Below are 19,591 nucleotides of genomic sequence, written 5' to 3' on the forward strand. Positions count from 1 at the left end.
TTTTTCCTCCTTTACTAGTATGGATTGCTTAATAACGACATTAAATATTTCATTACTGAATCATCATGCGAATAAATAGTAATTGAGCAGTTTTTTTCTTTTAATATATTTGTTAACTCATACTTCATATCGCCTATTTGGAGCCAATGCTCCGGAATAGGCGATATAATCATGTTTATTTCTTTAAAAACAGAGTCTGTATAAAGAATGAATTTATCATCTTTAATTTCAAAATCGTTCTTGTCTGCTAAAAATGGCAGGCCAACACCAAAAGATTCGTATACTGTTTTTTCCAGCACAATTTCATTATCCGCATTTACACGGAAGAATTCTTCAGCAGGAGTCTTCATAACAGAATGCATGTATCCTAAGGAGAAGCTATCGTCCTTCAGATAAAATTCTGTCTTTTCTCCTGTTGTATTGTTCTGAATAACCAGCAGTTTGTTTTTGCCCACACCAAGTATGCTTATAATGCACAAAAAAGCTACTGCAAGCAGCAATCCAACAATTACAAATCCACTCTTTGTTTTTTTCAAACTGACTCATTCCCTGCTATAATTTATTTTATACCTTGCTCATCAAAGTATTTTTGAGCTCCAGGATGTAAGGTTATTCCTATTCCGTCCAGAGCTGTATCCATAGTTATGTCTTTTCCTACATTATGTGCCGCAGTAATTCTGTCACCGTTTTCATATATGGATTTAACCATGCCGTATGCCAATTCATCATCCAGGTTAGCATTTACTGCAAGCATTGCTCTTACAGACAGTGATTGAACGTCATCAGCCTGACCCTTGTATGTTCCTGCAGGAATTATAAATTCAGTGTAGAACGGGTATGTCTCCATAAGATTTTTAGCTACTTCTCCGTCTATGGGAACAACAAATACATCATTCTGAGTTGATAAATCAACTATTGCTGCTGTTGGTACTCCGGCAACCAAGAATGCTGCATCTAGCTGTTTATCCTTGAGTCCGGTTGAAGCTTCAGAGAAGGACAGGAATTTCGGATCAAAATCTTCTTCAAAGTCAAGCCCAGCTGCTGCTATGATTTGTCTTGCATTCGCTTCAACACCACTTCCTATCGCTCCAACAGCTACTCTCTTACCCTTTAAATCAGCAACTGTTTTTATACTTTCGTCAGTTGTTACCAATTGCAGGGGTTCGCTGTACAATGTACATAAACCTCTTATGTCGGGATAAGGTTCCCCTTCAAATAAAACTGTGCCTGTTTCAGCATAAGAAGCAATGTCATTTTGTATTATTACTACTTCAACATTTCCTTCTTTCAGTAAGTTAACGTTTGCTACAGATGCGCCGGTACTTGTTGCCGTTGCATTGATGCCTGCTATGTCTTTATTCCAGATTTCAGCGAATGCACCGCCGAGAGGGAAGTATGTACCTGCCGTACCGCCTGTTCCGATATTTATGAATGTCTGCTTAGCCGATGTTGAAGGTTCTTCCCCGGTATCAGAATTAGTATCTGTTCCACATCCGGTTAAACCTGCAATTAAAAAAACTACTAACAATAGACTTAAGAAAACTGTTGTTCTTTTTTTCATTGTACTCTCCTCCATATATTTTTAAGCATTTAGCTTTAGAGTATTATAAAGACAAACATCAAAAAAATACAAAAATAACTACGAAAAATACAAACCTTTTCCCAAATTGAACTAGCTATTTATTAACAGGCCATCTATAAATTTTTTAATATTTATTTTACCTCCGAATTTATTTTTTCCTCTTATCATATCCATCTGTGTTTTTACATCCTCAAAATTAAAAAGACTGTTGGAGTACATTATAAATATATCATTCATATAGTCTTCTATTCCAAGGTAGGCTATATTTGTCAAACCTTTAGATACTGCACGTCTGATTCTTTGCTCCATGTTTTTTGAATTAGGGCTCAGTATTTTGCATAAATCCTTAATGTTTAAATCAGACATAGTTTTATCATTTACAATAAGGTAATTGCAGATTGCCAATATTTCTTTTTCCCCTTTTTCTCCGGTCATTCCCAATCTGTTTAATATAAGCTGTATTTTTTTTATTCTAGTGTCCGCAGGTATTTTTACCGCGTTTGAACTGCCGTCCTTGTATATTAAACTTTGAATATTATTAAGCGTCTTCTTATAATTAATTTTTTCCACAATATTCCTTATAACATTACTTACTTCTATCACATTTATGGGTTTATTGATAAAAAAGTCTATACCTTCCGAGTATGCCTTGCTGATCATACTTTTAGAAGATACTTGAGATATCATTATAAATGCAGGTCTTTCACTTTTATCCTTAAATTCTTTTGCAAGAGATATTCCGTCTTTTTCCGGCATTAGTAAATCAGCCAAAACAATATCCGGCTCAAGAGCAGTAATTTCCGACAGTCCCTTATTTCCATCGAGGGCATAACCGCACACAATGCCCAAATCGTTATCCTCTATAATATTTCCAAGCATTTTTACAACTGTAATATCATCATCAATAATGTATATTCTCATTGCTTACCTCCATATTGGCCAATGGTATTTTAATTGTAAATTCTGTTCCTGAATTAATTTTGGATGTCACATCTATGGTACCTTTGAAGTAGCTTTCTACTAAGTTTTTTACGTGGTAAAGACCTATCCCCCTGTTGACATCTCCTGTATTATAATCGAATTTTGTAGAAAACCCCGGATTATAAATATATTTCAAATTCTCGGGAGATATTCCCTCACCGCTGTCACCTACAGTAAAAATATGATTTTTTTTATCTGATTTATGATAAATCTTAATAAAATTATTTTTTTTCGAAAAGTCAATTGATTCCATTGAATTGTTAACAAGATTTCTTAATATCGACATCAATTGAAAATGGTTTTTAGTTGAAAAATTGGCTTCGTACTTAAAATCAAGATATAAATTGTCATTTTCATTCAATCTGCACACGCTTTCCTTAAGTATATAGAAAATATCCTTAATGCTCATTTCGGAAAGCTGAAACTCTTCGATAAGAGTATTTTCTAATCCCTTTATCACTCTAATATAATCTTTCTTTATTTCATGAATATCCTTCGTAATATTTAAGGAAAGGTCTTTAATATAATCATCATGTTCAGGCTGTAAAACCTTTTCATACAAAATATAAGAGTTGCTCATAATATGCTCTATGGCCTCAGAGTTTTTTTTCATAAGATAAATTTCGCTTTTCAAATCAGAAGTAAGCAAAATCAAATTTTGATACCTTATTTCGTGCTCCTCCCTGGTTAGCAATATTTTGTAATTTCTTATAATTGCCAAAATCACCATAGCTAGAAAGGCCCTTGTCACTGCTATAAAAAATAATATAATTAAATTCCTGTGATTGACAACATTGTTTGATATACTCATTCTCAAAAACACTTCAATAATGTTGGAAAAAAAATCACATGTCAATATCAAAAAAAACATTTTTGGCAGTGAATTGTTTGGTATCCGTTTGTTTAAGCTAAACATTATTCCGTAGATTATATAAAAAAGAGAACCCGGAAATACGATAAATGCAGCCTGTACTAACTCCATCCCGCTAACTAAAAGCACAAAAATTCTGACGATGAACACTATTAAAGCTGTTAACAGGGATGCATGAATGCTGCTTATGTCGTCATAAGTAATAAGGAAAACCGGAAAGATTATAACTGCCGTCGATATTCTGAACCCATCAATGGCAAAGTTTAAGTAGAATTGCGAAGTAGCTGTAATAACAATTGCAAAAACCAGCATTCTTTGTCTTTTTTTCATTAGCTCCCCCCTAAGCTTTACAATAGTTTATAACATTATATAATAATATAGGGCTGTTAACAAATATTTTTTATATATTAATGATGTTTTATGAATAATTTATTTACAAACAAAATGGATTTGCACCAATTTGGTTTTGGTACAAATCCTATTATTTTTTTATATTATTAAGAATACTTTCTGAATCACAATTCCTTTTAAATGGAATTTTGTTTATATTAAAGCATAGCTACTCCTGTATCTCTTGCTGCTTGCGCAACTGCCTTTGCAACTGCCGGCCTTACTCTCTTATCAAATGGCATGGGTATAATATAGTCTTCCCTAAGTTCATCGTCTGTAATAAGTTCTGAAAGGGCTTTGGCAGCTGCCAATTTCATTTCTTCATTTATAGTTGTTGCTCGAACGTCAAATGTTCCTCTGAATATTCCCGGGAATGCAAGCACGTTATTTATCTGATTTGGATAATCGCTTCTTCCGGTTCCCACGACTCTAGCCCCGGCTTTTTTAGCCAAGTCAGGATCTATTTCAGGTACTGGGTTTGCCATTGCAAATATAATTGCATCCTTCTTCATACTTTTAACCATTTCTTCTGTAACGATATTTGCCTGTGATACGCCTATAAATACATCGGCGCTATTTAATGCAGCAGCTAGATCACCCTGTCTTTTATCCTTGTTAGTAATCTCTGCCAGTTCTTCCTTCGCCCAATTCATTCCTTTTTCTCTGCCCTTGAAAATTATACCTGATCTGTCTACCAAGAGCATATCCTTGACTCCAACATTAAGTATTATTTTTGCTATGGCAATGCCGGCTGCTCCTGAACCGTTAATTACCACTGTCAGGTCTTCCATTTTCTTGCCTGTCAGCCTTAGAGCATTCATCAGCCCTGCCAGCACTATTATTGCTGTGCCGTGCTGATCGTCATGGAATACCGGAATTGACAATCTGTCTTTCAGCTTATTTTCTATTTCAAAGCACCTTGGTGCAGAAATATCCTCTAAATTGATTCCGCCGAATACAGGTTCAATCATTTCCACTATTTTTACTATTTCATCAGGCTCCTTAGTTTTAACGCAAATTGGGAATGAATCTACTCCGCCGAATTCTTTAAAAAGCACTGATTTACCCTCCATAACAGGTATAGCTGCATATGGACCTATATCACCCAACCCGAGAACTGCTGTACCGTCTGAAACTACAGCAACCAAGTTTCCTTTTGAAGTGTAGTCATAAACACTATCAATATCCTCAGCTATTTCCTTGCAGGGCTCAGCAACGCCTGGAGTATATGCTAAGCTTAAAGAAACCTTGTCAGTGACAGGCACCTTGCTCATTATATTTAACTTACCTTGATTGTCCTTATGCAATTTTAATGCATCATCTCTTAATGACATAATTTAATTCCTTTCTTATATTTTTTTATATTTTTCTTTTCCAATTTTATATAAATCATTACCTTTATTATCAATTATTACTGTAACCGGAAAATTCTCGACTTTTAATTTATAAATTGCTTCGGCTCCCAAATCGGGAAATGCTATTACCTCAGCTTCCTTAATAGCCTCAGCAAGAAGTGCTCCTGCACCGCCTATAGCAGCAAAGTAAACACAGTTGTTCTTTATTATAGAATCAATAACCTGCTGGTTTCTGAGACCTTTTCCTATCATTCCTTTTAACCCATGCTCCATCAACAACGGTGCATATGCGTCCATTCTGCCGCTAGTTGTAGGCCCTGCAGAACCAATTGCCTGTCCTGGCTTTGCAGGGCATGGACCTACGTAATAAATGGTCTGGTTTTTAATATCCATAGGAAGCTTTTCTCCCTTGTTTATCAACTCAGCCAGTCTTTTATGCGCAGCATCACGGCCTGTATATATAATTCCGTTCAATAAAACTCTATCGCCTGCTTTTAAATCATTTACCACTTCATCTGTTAGCGGAGTATTTACTATTTTAGACATGCTCAACCTCCTATAAAATCGCTTCTTGATGCCTTGCCACATGACACTGAATGTTAATAGCCACAGGCATGCTGGCTATGTGAGCAGGAAACGTTTCAATATGTACAGCAAGTGCTGTGCTTCTTCCACCGAACCCCTGCGGGCCAATACCCAGATTGTTGATTTCTTCAAGCAATTCTTCCTCCAATTTTGCCACCTGAGGATTTGAATTGTGTTCGCCTACGGTTCTCAATAGAGCTTGCTTAGCAATTAATGTAGTCTTCTCTATCGTTCCGCCTATTCCTATGCCCACTATAATAGGAGGGCATGGATTTGAACCAGCTTTTTCAACAGAATCAATAACGAATTTCTTAATTCCTTTTACTCCGTCTGAAGGCTTAAGCATTGCCAGTGCACTCATGTTCTCACTTCCGCCGCCCTTGGGCGCAAGTATAATTTTAACCTTTTCCCCTGGAACTATTTTGGTATGCACTATTGCAGGTGTATTGTCACCTGTATTTTTTCTTACCATAAAAGGATCGTTAACGGCTGACTTTCTTAAAAAGCCGTTTTTGTATCCTCTTCTTACTCCTTCATCAATAGCCTCGCTTAAATCTCCACCAACCAGCCTTACTTCCTGACCAAGCTCCAAAAAAATTACTGCAAGTCCTGTGTCCTGACAAATTGGAACATTATTTGTTCTTGCAATCTCCTGATTTTTCAATATATCCTTCAAAATATCCATTGCCAGCGGAGACTCTTCCTTATCCAGCGCATGCTCTAAAGCCTTCTTAACATCCTGCGGAAGATAATAATTTGATTCTATACACAGCCTTTCAACCAGTTTGGTTATTTCTTCAACATTGATTTCTCTCATCTTGCACTTCCTTCCGGTTATAATATTGTAATATTACAACTCTCCTGTACTTATTGTCAATAATACAGGAGAGAAATATATAAATACTTACTAATATGCTAACGCAGGTTCTTTAACATCCCAAAATTAAACCACACTGTTTTCAAGTATGGAAAAACTTTTCGTATCGCAGTCTATCTCGGCCATTGCTCCGTAAGGGAGTACCATCATCGGTTGAGTATGCCCGAAGTTCATGTTGTACATCACTGGAAGATCATTTAGCTCAGATTCATTCAGCACCTTTTGTATTGACGCCTTGTATTCTTCGTAATATTTATTATCGTACGGCTTACCCCATATAATACCTTTAATCTTGCTTAGCACACCCTGAGCTGCGTAGTTCCTCAGCCAGTATTCTATATATTTCGGCTCTGGCATTTCCTCTGATGTTTCAATAAACAAAATAGCATCATCCCAAAAGTTATTTTCCGGCCAGACAGATGTCTGCTTAGCCATTTCCAGCACTTCAATGCATCCTCCTATTAACCTGCCTTTTACTGTACCCCTGCCCTGAAGCAGTTCATAGCCGGTATTGCTGCTAAGTTTTCTTGCAGTAAACCTGTTTTCCTCAATCCACGGCAAATACTCACTAGTCCAATACTCAGAGCTTTCAATTTCTCCGATTCTATCATTGCTGAATAACACTTTATTGATATATTTTACGGTGTAATCATGCATATTAATATTTTCAGCAAATTCGTTCAATACGGAAGCTCCATAAAAAGATGACAGTCCTGCTTTCAGGCATATTAGATGAGTTATGGTAGTATCAGAATACCCCATGAAAATTTTTGGGTTGCTTCTTATTATTTCAAAATCAATATATGGCAGCATTCGTATACTGTCATTTCCGCCTATACATGAAAATATTGCCTTAATTGAATCATCTGCAAAAGCGTTCATCAAATCCTCTGCTCTCTTTTGAGGATTATTATATATAAACTCTGACCCTTTTAGAGTGTTCGGCATTTCAATAACTTTCAATCCGAATAAAGTCTCCAACCGTTCCTTTCCCTGATTGTATCTCCATAAAGTCTCCTCGTCACCTGCTCATCCCCAAGAGAGACTCAACGTTGCTACCTTATCGCCCTTATTAAGCTTCCTTGGTTTGATTAAACTTAAGCTCATTTTGCTTTACCTCCTGCAGTTTATTTATAAACCAATTATGTTTTGCACAATCCTTGTTATTAATTTTCTCCATTTTATTATTTTGGTAAACCCTACTTGACAAAAATTCTGTTAATTGCTGCCATTTTCTGTATTATACTTTATAGCACAGCATATTTCAATCTGAAATACTATTGTAAGCATACAAAAAAAAGCCCGCTAAAAAGCGAGCTTCCTTAAAACTATATTCATTTGTGCACCGTATATTCTTTTGTTAAATTTCTCTTTTAATTATGTGTTTTTATATATATGCCATTTCTAATATTGGCTGTTAAAACCCTCCGCAAACTTTTTAATATTACTATGCTGTATGTCTGACTTATCGGAGGTTATCTTGGAAACCTTCTTAACGATTACTTTCTCCATAAAGTTCATTTTATTAAAAATAAATTCTCCACCGAAATGCTTTACTGTTTTTGATTTGTTAATGAGCTCAGAAGGAAAGTTTTCTTTTATTTCCTTTTCAAGCATATCACCTTCTTGCATACCACAGATAAATAATCCTGTTTCTTTGCTCAACAGTACATCAAGATTCCTGTTAATAAAATCTGTTACTTCTTTTTGGATTCTTCCCATGTAGACGGAGCCTCCTATTATGACTCTGTCAAATTTTGAAAGATCAACACTGGTTTTTTCTTTTAAATTTACGATTTCAATTTTGCCTTTCAGCTCATTTGATAATTCCAATGCACATTTTTGTGCACAGCCGTACTTTGTTGCATAAGCTATTAAAGTATTCATATTCCCTCCATTATTTATTTAATGCATCCTCTATGGATTTTAGATATGCTTTGCTGGTTACCGTTCCTCCAGACACTGTATCAACGGTTGTATTTTGTTTTTCGATGACCCTTTGAAACAGCAGTCTGCTTACTTCTTCATTTGCAAATTTTACATCTTCTTCTATCTCTATTTTTGTAATTTTGCGATTTTCTACAGTTACATTCAATTCATTGCACCATCTTCCGAAATCAAAACTTCCTTTATAAACTCCGTCCTCTGCTTCAGACAAATCCACAGAATTAATGCTTACATTCAGCACTTCCTCCAAACCGCGGCTTAAATAAAAAACACCTGCCATACCGACAATAACAATCAAAAGAATTGTAAATCCTAAGATTTTGAATGCCTTCATTTGCTTCTCCCCTCTAAATTTTAATTACAACATCTTCTATAAAGCAATCTATCAGTCTCTGTTTTTGGTTATCATCTATATCCTTTTCAATTATTAATTTGCAAATCAGTCCAATGGCAGAAGACACAATAACTTGTGCTTTTAACTCCGCTTGTTCATCATCTATATCATGAACTTCCTTTAAGCTTTTGCAAAGAACCATCAGTGCATTCTTTTCTTTTGAAGCTCCCCTATACATATAGGATGTGTGCTTGGTAACCTGCGAAGATTGATCCATATGTGCTGCTAAAAATTCATCGGACATTTTCAATGCTTCTTCTATGTAATTTTTCATCATTTTTTTCAACTTTTCTATGGGAGTTAAATTTTCATTATACGTTTTAGAAACAGCATTGACTATTTTCGTATAGCCGCTTTTCATAACATTGTTCAATATTTCATCTTTATCTTTAAAATAGTGGTATATAATTGACGGTGAATATTCTATTTTCCCCGCAATCTTACGAATTGAAAGCTTGTCAAAGCCTTCTTCCGCAATAATATCTTTGGCAGTTGAAATTATTAATTCCTTCATTGCCTCAATTTCTCTTTCTCTTCTTGTATACATTCTAGCTCCTTTTGAACAGCGTTATATTTTCGAACACTGTTCAATAAAAGATTATCATTATTATAACCGTTTGTCAATTGTTTTTCTGTATGCTTTATAATATTTTTAAATCCATGGTAGCAATTTTCCCAAATTTTATGTATAGTAAGATAGAAAGAGGTGAATGACTTAATGAAGTTTAATAATATAATTGAGAGAAATACATTTATAAAAGATATACCCGTCATACTGCTCACTCCAAAAGACGGATTAAAGAAGCATCCCACAGTATTGTTTTATCATGGCTGGAGTTCAGATGCAGAAAAACAAAAGTTTAGAGGGTTTATTCTATGCAGCCTTGGATATCAGGTTATAATCCCATGTTCCATTTACCATGGAACACGAAATCCAATAGATTATAATAATGCACCTAATGCAATAAATTATTTTTGGAATGTTATACTAAAAAATCTTGAGGAATTTGACATTATAATCGATGAAGCAATAAAGAATTTTGAAGCCGATCCTGACAGAATAGGATTAATAGGAAATTCAATGGGCGGCTTTACGTCAGCAGGAATATTTTCAAAAAATAAGAACATAAAAGCTGCTGTTATTCTTAATGGCTCATGCAGCTGGAATTATTACAACGAAATGTTTCTTGAACGCTTTAAAAGCAAAGATTGGCACATCGGAGCCAAAGAGCAAGAAAAAATAGATGCTCTCGACCCTTTAAATAATATAGATAATATTAAAGATAGACCAATGCTTTTATTGCACGGAGATAGTGACACCATCGTTTTCGTAGAAACGCAAAAAGAATTCTATAAAAAAGCTCTTCCTCTATATAATGACAAAGAAAAGTTGAATTTTATCGAATATCATAATCTAAATCATTTTGTAACCACAAACATGATGGAAGAAGCAGGTTCATGGTTCGATAAATATTTGTAATACATAAAAGCGCTAAGTGTTTAGGCCTGTTTAGCTGAAATACCTATACAGCACTTTAGTAAATTCGGGGATATTTTTCTGTATTGATTGCATTGCATTGTTTCTTTCGTTTTCAATTTCCCGGGTAATGCATTCACCGGAATAATTGAGCATTTCAACCGCTGTCTTCTTTATTCCTGTTTTGTAATAAAACATGTCAGCTATTATGTTTAATGCCTCCTTGTTATTAATTAATGCAAAGGATGTAAAAATACAGAACCCCATATTTTCAAGCAAAAATATTTGTCTGTACATCAATTCTAAATCATCCACATCCTTAAATTCCTCGAAAAATTTATCAACAGAAATATTAAACTTCTTTTCCTCACTTATTACCGGCTTAGTTACCAATAACTTTAGAGCCGGATTTTCTTTATATAGATTATATATACCAATTGTCTTAGAGCCTATTATTTTCCCAAGAATTGAGTTCTCTTCAATTTCATGCAATAAATTGTATATCTCGCTTTTCGAGGGCTTCATATTAGTTGCTTTAAAATATATGTTAGTACTGAATACAAATTCTGTTGAATCTATCCCTAATTCAAAAGCTTTAGTGTTTATTTTTTTAGCAAATGAAATATCCTCCATATCATAACAGTGCTGTAAAGCCGCACTCACTTCGCTCTCAGCAGGAGCAGAAAATGCTTCTTCATTATTCCTGCAATGTCTGTTCAGGCATCCAACCACACACAGGGGCGAGCAGGTCTTATTTATTTTTTTGTAGCTTGATTTGTTTGTTTTTACCCCAGATGAAGCAGCACTTTCTTTAACTTCGGGTATATTATTCTTATTCTTTAATAATTTGATTAATGTTATTGAACCATTTCCCGGCAAAGCCTGGCCGCAAATTGGATTATCAATTATTATCCTGGATAATTTTTTACTTTCTATTGAAAATTTATGTTTGTCAAAACATTTGTTTTCAAAATATTTATCATTATTAATCACCACAGCCTTTAAATTTTTGCTGCCCCAAATGTCTCCAAATCCATTTCTGGAACAATAATACTGAGGATAGCCTTCAGGGTATGTACCAAACAGTGTAGATATAGGCATCATAACATCTGCTGCAGGGCCTGTACCTATAATGGCACAGTCATTTCCGAAGCTAGATTTTATTTTAGATATTATATTTGAAACATAGCTTTCATCAGCATTGATATTTCTTATTTCTACCTTATCCTTTTCTATATAAATTACTGTGTTATTATCTTTCGCCTTTCCTTTAATGACCAGACACTCAATACCGGCTGAAGCAAGTTTTTGTGGAAAATCTCCTGTCATATTCATTACTTGCAGACCTAGTCCCTTACCTTTGCGTGTTGCCAAGGTTATTCTTCCGGAACTTGGAGCTGTTGTTCCGGTAAACAGCCCTACAGTAAACACTATTACATTGTCATCATCAAATCTGTCTGTTAAAGGCGCGGTATGTTTATTGGTCAAATATGCAGCAAGCCCTCTTCCATGGTGTTTTATTTCATTGATGTTATACTCTTCGTAAGAAATACTTTTATCGGTTAAGTCTACATAGCAGATTCTACTCATATTTAGCTCCTTTATTTGTTTTTGAAATATTTATAAGCTTCTATCAACCTCAAACTGTATTCATTTTCGGCTGTTTCATAAAAGCCATTAAATTCTTTATTCTCTAATAGATTTCCATCCTTAATTACTGCAATTTTGTCCCAATATCCCTTATAGAAGTCTATTTCGTGCAATATGGAAATTAAAATAATTTTCTTATCTTCTTTAATTTTGTTGAGCAGCTCATATATTTCTTCACTGCTTTTTTCGTCCAGCATTGATGTGCATTCATCGGCTATTATAATATCCGGATTTGTAATCAAAGAACGAGCTATACAAAGCTTTTGTCTTTGGCCTCCGCTGAGTACTTCAACCTTATCATCCAAATAATTTAACAGATTTTTATCTACGTACGTGAGAGCTTCTTCTATGGATATATGCTCATATTTATTTCTTTTGCAAATAGCCGTTGTTTCTTTTAGTGTTTTTAATATTGTATAATTGCTTTCTAAAGCACTGTACGGATCCTGAAATATATATTGAATTTTTGCACATTGGCTAAATGGTCTATGCTTTAATTCTTTAAGTTCTTTATTGTTTAACAGAATCTGTCCGCTATCTTGCTTTTCTAATCCTGTAATAATCTTTGCCAGTGTAGTTTTTCCGCTGCCGCTTTCTCCTATTATCGCAGTACTTTCGCCAAAGGAAAAATTCATGCTGATATTATTTAAAACTTGTTTGTTTACATATTTTTTATTTAAATTTATAACCTTAAGCATTTTATCACTTCTCATAGTTTTATTACTCTGTCGCAGAGCTTCATCAGGAAATCATAATTGTGCGAAACCATTAAAATTGAAGTTTGACTTCTGATTTTATTCAAAAATTCAGTTATTATCTTTGTAGTAATTAAATCCAGTGCCGAAGAAGGCTCATCTAACACCAGCAGCTTTGGCTTTTTTAACAGGCAAAGTATTATTGCAGATCTTTGCTTTTGCCCTCCGCTCATCATATAAGGATAATATTTTAGTAAACTCCTTTCTAATGAAAGATCTTCCAGCATTCTATGTATTTCATCTTCTTCATAGCGAATATTATTGCTGCTTAATACCAGCTGTATGTGATTCTTTAAAGTTATTTTAGGGTTTAATGCATCTTGGCAGAACTGAGGGCAATAGCTTAAATAATTATATTTTTCCTCTCCGATGCTTTTTAAATCCTTATGAAACAATTCAGCCTTTGCATAGGATATTTTACCGGCAAACCCTATTCCAAACAATGAATCCAGCAAGGAGGTCTTGCCACAGCCGCTGTTTCCGCTTAAACCTACAAATTCCTTATCTCTAATTTCTATATTTTTATATGTAATAACTTTGTTGCCATTATAAGCAATACTATAATCCTTTAGTTCTAACATCAATATTCCTCTATTCTTCAAAAGTCAACAGCGAAAGTGACAGCACATAAACAAAAACGCACAGTATAGCAGGAATCAGATACCATAATATAGCATCATCATAGAATAAATTTTCATAATTTATCGCCGCTTTTATCAGCTTGCCCCATGTTTTAGATAATGGATCACCTATTCCAAAAAAAGATAAAGTAGTTTCGTACATAACAGCCTTATTGCATTGCAATATAAAGCATGTGACCGCAACCGGATATAAATCAAAATATAATTTCTTAAATAAATCCACAACATTACCCTTAATAAGCATTGTGTACTTAACCTTATTCTTTTCCATGTAGCCCATTAATTTTGACCGCACTATTTTATAAACCTTTGACCAGGAAAAAAATACTATTGAAAGTATTGTATTGAGCATATCGGGTTTAGAAAAAACTGCAAAAAACATTATTATTATTATTTCCGGAACTATGAGAAACAAATTAGATAAGTGAAAAATTACACCATCTATTTTTCCTTTATATAAGCATGACATAAAAGCCAAGATTATACCAATTAATGTACTTAAAAGCCCCGACATCAATGAAATAAATATTGTTGATTTAAATCCGTTTATCAGCATAGAAAATATATCGCGCCCCATTTCATCAGTGCCGAGCAAATGACTTTTCGATGGTCTTAATAGCGCATCATGGCTAAAATCATCCGTCTCATAAGGCATTATAAAATTACTTGCCATTGCTATAATTAAATATAAAATTAATATTATCATACATACTTTTTTAGTTGATGTTAATTTCGCTGTCATAGGCCTTAGTATTTCTCCGTGTTATTTTTAAGAATTATTTCAAATATCAAGTTTATAGCTAAGCCATACAAACATGTTATTATTAATATTCCTTGCATTAAAGGATAATCTCTGCTGGAAGTGGCTGTTTTTAATAACAATCCTATACCCGGATATGAAAAAATAGCTTCAATAAAAATTGAACCGGTAATTGCATAAATGAATTGGACATTAATTTTCCCCAATAATTCAGGAATAATATTTTTCGATATAAACTTAGATCGAATTTGTTTTTCATCAATATTTAAGTAATTTGCAAATGTTACGTAGTTTTCCTTCTTTATTTTTTGAGTGCTGTTATATGCCAAAATGTATATACCTGGTATTTCGCAGATTATTAACGTACAAAACGGCAAAATAAAGTGCAACAAAATATCTTTGTAAAATTCAGGGGTAAAGAATTCTATTCCCGGTGTATATGCACCCCACGCAGGAAAAATCCTAAGTCTGTAGCCAACTATGCCTTGTATAAGGACTGCAACTAAAAATGAAGGCATTGATTGAATACCTATCATAAGCATCATTTTCAGCTTGCCTGATTTCCCCGTTAATGATGTTTTTATTCCCAGGGCTATCCCTGTTATTGCTGAAATAATTAATGATGAAAATGACAATAGCAATGTCCATGGTAATCTGCCCTTTACTAAACTTATAACCGGCATTCGATAATAAAAAGAATAACCTAAATCAAAGCTGCTCAAATGATTTAAATAAAGAATAAATTGTTCATAAATAGTTTTGTCCGGTGCATAATATTCCTTAAATGCATTGAAAGTTTCTTCCGGCAATGACTGATTTAAAATGTAGGTATCATACTGAGCATATGATAAAGGACTCCCGGGAATTATCCTCGGGAGTATAAAGCTAATGAATAATATTAAGAAAATATAAGCAGAATACTTAGCAAATATCTTAAATCTCATTATTTATTCCACTGTCCCCTTACAAAAGCTAACTTATTATGTATTGTGGGAACTGCTAAAGCAACTCCATCCTTAGTATAGAACCAACCGTCAAACACTTCCAGATTATAAGCACTGCATGTTTTATTATAATAAAGTGTAAGTGTCGGCAATTCTTCAGCAATTATTTTTTGAAGCTTTGCTACTGATTCATATCTGGCGTTCTTATCAAGCTCAACCAGCTGTTGATTAAATGTTTCATTGAATTCCTTGTTGTACCAGCTCTGACCTCCCTGTGTTGTTACCTGTGGAGTAGAAGCTTGAGTCTCTTCAGATACAAACCCCTTTAACAATACAGGATCTCCGCCAAACGAACCATGTCCATTAAATGCAAGGGTAAATTTACCTTCTTTTATTAATGAAGCCACAGAATTTTGATCCATTGCCTTAACTTCAATGCTTATGCCAATATCTTCAAAATACTTTTTCAATAGTTCTGCAACAGGTACATACTCTTCAGGGACAATAAATTCATAAACTAATTCATTCCCATTATATTCTACAATTCCATCATCATTTGAGTCCGTTATGTTCACAGATTCTAACAATGCTTTAGCTTCATTCACATCATAATCATACTCCTTAACATCTGATGAATACCATTCTGATGTTGGATGTATATGACCTGGGTTTCCAGGGTCAGCTGCTCCTTTACGGGCTTTTTCAACCAATTCATCTCTGTTAATTGCATAATACATAGCCTGTCTTACTTCTTTTATGTTTAATTCTTCAACACCAAAGTTAAAATACATTCTTCCAACCCACAATCCAGGTCCTTCTATTACTTTATACTTGCTGTTTTCTTCTTTAAGTTTCATTGCTTCGCCATATTTTATATTAGCCGCTACATCTATTTCATCCGCCATCAAAGCTTCCTTAGTATTTTCAATAGATGACATTATCAGCTTATCGATTTGAACTTCTCCAAGAAAGTAATCCTTATTTGCATTAAATATATAAATCCCGGATTCTTTGTCATAACTTTCAAGAATTAATGGCCCTGAGCCAACAACGGCTTCTGTTGTATTAAACTTTTCAGGTTCGTCTACATTCTCCCAAATATGCTTTGGCATAATCGGAACATTTCCTGCCACATCTGTTAAAAACGGAACAAATATATCTTTTAAAACAATTTCAACCGTAGTCTCATCAATAACTGTTACCGTTTCTACAGGATCTACAGTCACCCACTGGTATGGATGCTCTTTTAAGTAATCAAATGAAAACTTAACATCTTCTGCATTTAAAGGTTGTCCATCTGTAAATTTTACATTATCATTTAAGTAAAACGTATATGTTTTGTTATCATCTGAAACTTTCCATTCCTTTGCAAGCAATGGAATAGTGCCTGTCTCATCCTTCCAAACCAAAGTATCAAATGTAAAACTTACTAACAAATATCCTCTTCCCTTAGGCGATGACGTATATATAGAAGGGTACCCTAAGTTGCTCCCATCCATCCTTAATACTCTTTCTTCTCTTGGTGTTTCGTTAACTTCTTCAACATTTGCCGGCTCTTCTGCTTTTTTCGCATCAACGTTTTCAGACTGTTTATTAGAGCAAGAAGCAAAACTAAGCACCATAAAAATAACTAAAACAATTGATAATAATTTTTTCATGACTCCTCCAAATTGTTAATTTTATACCATATTTATTATACTGATATAAACAACTTAAATGAAATGAATCTTTTTTATGTTAATCAAACAAATCTAAAAATAAACTTATATCCTAAAACAATATACTCTATATGCGTTAACTAAACCGCATAAATTAAATTCCTAAGCCATATAAAAAACCGAATATTTCAGTCTATTTGCTAAGATATTCGGTGGGAATAATTAAATTATGTGTACCAGATGTACTTTGATTTTAATACTATATACGTCTAATATCTTACGCCTACGGCTTACAGATTCCGCAAGGCCCATATCCCTGATCAATTGCTTCAGTTCTGCTGTTAAATATAATCTTATTGTTTTTGCTCATTTTTTCGACTGAACTGCAATCTGGGCGGTGAAATTTCTTACTGTTTGTATTGCCTATATATTCGGCTAAATTTGGTTCTTCATTTGCTGTAGCTTCCCATAGTCCAACTTTATTGTCTCGGGCAACTTCCTGCAATGCTGTAAACTCATCAACATACCGTACGTTCGGTGGATACGTAGCCACCTGTGCATACCCAATGTTGAGTAAATGCTTATTGTACATTTCACCATTTAACCACACATACGCAAGCAAACGGCCATATTTGTCACGCTCTTGGACATCAAATTCTAAAGTAACTTCTTTACCTTCCAAATATTTTTTTGTATATTCAGATGTCAATTTTCCTTCCTCAACATTTCTATTAGCGTCAGGATGAACGCTTTCAGGTGTATCAACACCAATGAGACGAACCTTCTCTTTCTTTCCATCAAAATTTATTTCAAAGGTATCACCGTCAACAACTCTAATAACTTTATATTTGTTAGAATCAGAGTTCGTTTCCAGACTTTCGCCAACAAAATAAGCTCTCGCATTAACAATTATCATATATACAATTAGTATTAAACCTACATACTGTAGAACTTTCTTCATTTTCAGCATCCTCCATAGCATAATAAACATATCGTACTTTATTATGCAAAATTTCTCAACAGCAATAGTTCATGGTATTAAATAGCAAAGACTATATTTTGATGTGCTCCAGCCACTGTTCCAGACCGAGAATATCAAAGATAGACACGGGAAGTATCTTGTAAACAGTTTTCATGGCACATCTCATTTTCTGCCCATCTTGAGAGCATCCTTTGTCTTTATAAGTCTTTCAGCATCTGTGCAAAGCGTTCGAGAAATTCACTCAGGTCTTTATCTCCTTGATAGTCCGCACGCAAAACGGTTCCACCTCGGCGTAAAACAAGGTAGCTTATTTCACCATCCTTCAACAGATATATCTCTTCCAAACCACCGACAGGCGGCAAATCTTGATATTTCTCCTCCATCACTCTATAAGCACACCACTCCTGCACGCGTTTCTGTGCCAGAATATCCACAGGATAGCGAGTAATGGACAAAATCAGGTGTGGCACATCGTTGATATCAATCCCACCGTCGAAATGAGAGTAGGATCCATATTGCCGAAAATACCAGCTTTCTGGATCGAGCATGGTGCCTCCGTGGGATATGTAGTCCATGTTATTCATGTTGTCGCCTGTGAGGCGAAATTCTGGTCCTTCGATTTCGCTTAGCGTGACAAAATTGGAGTCAGCTAAGTCAAACGGCCGATAACCCAGACCGAAGAACAGCTGAAAGGTATTCAGCACCACAGGAATTAGAATGATGATGCCCAAAATCATGAACCAACCGGAACGGGATATTCTGCTTACACTTTTTCCTGCGCGACAACGGTGCAAGCATAGAAGCCCCAGCAAATAAGAAAGGTTCAGCAGAACAAGGCCCATTACAGACAACAATAATGGCAGCACCGGATATTTGCTGATAGTTTCCACCGGAAAATATTTCATATAGACCCATCCAATACTGCCTGGCCAACCACCATGATATAGTGAGAGCAGGAAAAAATTGAGTACCAGCAGACCAAGCCCGCTGAGGTACTTTTGTTTGGAAAAACGCTTTAGCGCATAGTCTAACGCTTCGAGGTCGGTGTGGGCTTCCGCCTTCAAGTTCTCCGTTACGAAGACAAAGTAATTCTTCCTAAACATACCGAGATACTGCCATCCAGCGTCCTCATAAAGCGCATTCAGCTCAGTGTCTTCTTCAGTTTTACTGAGCATCGGCTCAAGATGGAACTGGAGTACTTTGGGTTCCTCGTGGCAAAATAAAGTGAATGGGCCGGCGGTCATGGAAAAAAGAAGCCCTTGCGACGCCATTCTCTCTAAATAGCGCTCGATGGCAGAAATATCATATCCATTGACCTGTGTCAACTTCCAACAGCTTTTTTTAATATTCATAGCAACGCCTCCTCCCCATCTCGTAAACACTTCTGTATGCGTTCCAACTCCTCCATATAGGTCTCCCTGCCCTTATCCGTCAGATGGTAAGTTCGCTTGCGGCCATCCACAGCGACCTCCTCAATTAGTCCATCCTCCTGAAATTTTGCCAGTATCGTATACAGCGTGCCAGGGCCAAGTTGTACGCGGCCACAGGTTCGCTGTTTCACATATTCCGTAATATCAATGCCACACATATCCTTCTTTAAAAAGGCCATCAGCACATAAAACATGGATTCTGTCAGCGGCCCTCGTACTTTATTTTTCATAGAGTTCCTCCGTTCGCATCTTCAATATCGTATCTCGATATTGCATGATGATATTATACTGTTTTTGTTTTTAGGTGTCAAC

General features: G+C 35.1%; 20 protein-coding genes and 1 pseudogene. 1 reads left to right on the plus strand and 20 read right to left on the minus strand.

Annotation, left to right across the window (positions count from 1 at the left end; genetic code table 11):
- Positions 1 to 14: 14 nt before the first annotated feature.
- The 11 genes and pseudogenes from ACS3UD_RS09400 to ACS3UD_RS09450 form a co-directional block, all read right to left on the minus strand.
- On the minus strand, positions 15 to 536 hold the full coding sequence (locus tag ACS3UD_RS09400; protein ID WP_308139860.1) for a DUF1850 domain-containing protein: 522 nt from the start codon (positions 534 to 536) through the stop codon (positions 15 to 17).
- A 23-nt stretch (positions 537 to 559) separates the two neighbouring features.
- Entirely contained in the window at positions 560 to 1,561 is a 1,002-nt protein-coding gene (locus tag ACS3UD_RS09405; protein ID WP_308139859.1) for a TAXI family TRAP transporter solute-binding subunit, read from the minus strand.
- Between the two features lie 111 nt (positions 1,562 to 1,672).
- A complete protein-coding gene (locus ACS3UD_RS09410; RefSeq protein ID WP_308139858.1) occupies positions 1,673 to 2,503 on the minus strand; it encodes a DNA-binding domain-containing protein in 831 nt (276 codons plus the stop codon).
- Complete coding sequence (locus ACS3UD_RS09415) at positions 2,484 to 3,764, minus strand: sensor histidine kinase (protein WP_308139857.1); 1,281 nt, start codon at positions 3,762 to 3,764, stop codon at positions 2,484 to 2,486. The genes ACS3UD_RS09410 and ACS3UD_RS09415 overlap by 20 nt, the downstream gene beginning before the upstream one ends.
- 218 nt (positions 3,765 to 3,982) lie before the next feature.
- Positions 3,983 to 5,158 (minus strand): NAD(P)-dependent malic enzyme, encoded by a 1,176-nt coding sequence (locus tag ACS3UD_RS09420; protein ID WP_308139856.1) that lies wholly within the window; start codon positions 5,156 to 5,158, stop codon positions 3,983 to 3,985.
- A 15-nt stretch (positions 5,159 to 5,173) separates the two neighbouring features.
- A complete protein-coding gene (locus ACS3UD_RS09425) occupies positions 5,174 to 5,725 on the minus strand; it encodes a Fe-S-containing hydro-lyase (protein WP_308139855.1) in 552 nt (183 codons plus the stop codon).
- A gap of 10 nt (positions 5,726 to 5,735) precedes the next feature.
- The gene (locus ACS3UD_RS09430; protein ID WP_213925346.1) at positions 5,736 to 6,581 is read right to left on the minus strand and encodes a fumarate hydratase; all 846 of its coding nucleotides are present in this window, start codon (positions 6,579 to 6,581) and stop codon (positions 5,736 to 5,738) included.
- 126 nt (positions 6,582 to 6,707) lie between these two features.
- Positions 6,708 to 7,748: pseudogene (locus tag ACS3UD_RS09435) on the minus strand (S66 family peptidase).
- Positions 7,749 to 8,045: 297 nt separating this feature from the next.
- Entirely contained in the window at positions 8,046 to 8,528 is a 483-nt protein-coding gene (locus tag ACS3UD_RS09440) for a flavodoxin domain-containing protein (RefSeq protein WP_308139854.1), read from the minus strand.
- A gap of 10 nt (positions 8,529 to 8,538) precedes the next feature.
- Positions 8,539 to 8,922, minus strand: coding sequence for an FMN-binding protein (locus ACS3UD_RS09445; RefSeq protein WP_308139853.1), 384 nt, complete (start codon positions 8,920 to 8,922; stop codon positions 8,539 to 8,541).
- 13 nt (positions 8,923 to 8,935) lie between these two features.
- On the minus strand, positions 8,936 to 9,529 hold the full coding sequence (locus ACS3UD_RS09450) for a TetR/AcrR family transcriptional regulator (protein WP_308139852.1): 594 nt from the start codon (positions 9,527 to 9,529) through the stop codon (positions 8,936 to 8,938).
- A 171-nt stretch (positions 9,530 to 9,700) separates the two neighbouring features.
- Between ACS3UD_RS09450 and ACS3UD_RS09455 the strand changes: the two genes are divergently transcribed.
- The gene (locus tag ACS3UD_RS09455; RefSeq protein ID WP_308139851.1) at positions 9,701 to 10,462 is read left to right on the plus strand and encodes an alpha/beta hydrolase family protein; all 762 of its coding nucleotides are present in this window, start codon (positions 9,701 to 9,703) and stop codon (positions 10,460 to 10,462) included.
- Between the two features lie 30 nt (positions 10,463 to 10,492).
- On the opposite strand, the gene ACS3UD_RS09460 is transcribed toward ACS3UD_RS09455, so the two are convergent.
- The 9 genes from ACS3UD_RS09460 to ACS3UD_RS09500 form a co-directional block, all read right to left on the minus strand.
- Positions 10,493 to 12,049 carry an aldehyde ferredoxin oxidoreductase N-terminal domain-containing protein gene (locus ACS3UD_RS09460; protein WP_308139850.1) on the minus strand — a complete coding sequence of 519 codons (1,557 nt, stop codon included), beginning with the start codon at positions 12,047 to 12,049 and terminating at the stop codon, positions 10,493 to 10,495.
- An 11-nt stretch (positions 12,050 to 12,060) separates the two neighbouring features.
- Positions 12,061 to 12,822 carry an ABC transporter ATP-binding protein gene (locus ACS3UD_RS09465; RefSeq protein ID WP_308139849.1) on the minus strand — a complete coding sequence of 254 codons (762 nt, stop codon included), beginning with the start codon at positions 12,820 to 12,822 and terminating at the stop codon, positions 12,061 to 12,063.
- The gene (locus ACS3UD_RS09470; protein ID WP_308139848.1) at positions 12,819 to 13,445 is read right to left on the minus strand and encodes an ATP-binding cassette domain-containing protein; all 627 of its coding nucleotides are present in this window, start codon (positions 13,443 to 13,445) and stop codon (positions 12,819 to 12,821) included. Before ACS3UD_RS09470 ends, ACS3UD_RS09465 begins: the two co-directional genes overlap by 4 nt.
- A 10-nt stretch (positions 13,446 to 13,455) precedes the next feature.
- The gene (locus tag ACS3UD_RS09475) at positions 13,456 to 14,247 is read right to left on the minus strand and encodes an ABC transporter permease (RefSeq protein WP_308139847.1); all 792 of its coding nucleotides are present in this window, start codon (positions 14,245 to 14,247) and stop codon (positions 13,456 to 13,458) included.
- Between the two features lie 5 nt (positions 14,248 to 14,252).
- Entirely contained in the window at positions 14,253 to 15,209 is a 957-nt protein-coding gene (locus ACS3UD_RS09480) for an ABC transporter permease (protein WP_308139846.1), read from the minus strand.
- On the minus strand, positions 15,209 to 16,867 hold the full coding sequence (locus ACS3UD_RS09485) for an ABC transporter substrate-binding protein (protein WP_308139845.1): 1,659 nt from the start codon (positions 16,865 to 16,867) through the stop codon (positions 15,209 to 15,211). The genes ACS3UD_RS09480 and ACS3UD_RS09485 overlap by 1 nt, the downstream gene beginning before the upstream one ends.
- Before the next feature lie 283 nt (positions 16,868 to 17,150).
- Entirely contained in the window at positions 17,151 to 17,828 is a 678-nt protein-coding gene (locus ACS3UD_RS09490) for a thermonuclease family protein (protein ID WP_308139844.1), read from the minus strand.
- A 218-nt stretch (positions 17,829 to 18,046) separates the two neighbouring features.
- A complete protein-coding gene (locus ACS3UD_RS09495; protein WP_308139843.1) occupies positions 18,047 to 19,201 on the minus strand; it encodes a DUF2812 domain-containing protein in 1,155 nt (384 codons plus the stop codon).
- A complete protein-coding gene (locus tag ACS3UD_RS09500; protein ID WP_308139842.1) occupies positions 19,198 to 19,509 on the minus strand; it encodes a PadR family transcriptional regulator in 312 nt (103 codons plus the stop codon). Before ACS3UD_RS09500 ends, ACS3UD_RS09495 begins: the two co-directional genes overlap by 4 nt.
- Positions 19,510 to 19,591: the final 82 nt, after the last annotated feature.

Origin of the sequence: Sedimentibacter sp. LTW-03 (assembly GCF_052059825.1) — a bacterium.
Classification (GTDB): domain Bacteria; phylum Bacillota; class Clostridia; order Tissierellales; family Sedimentibacteraceae; genus Sedimentibacter.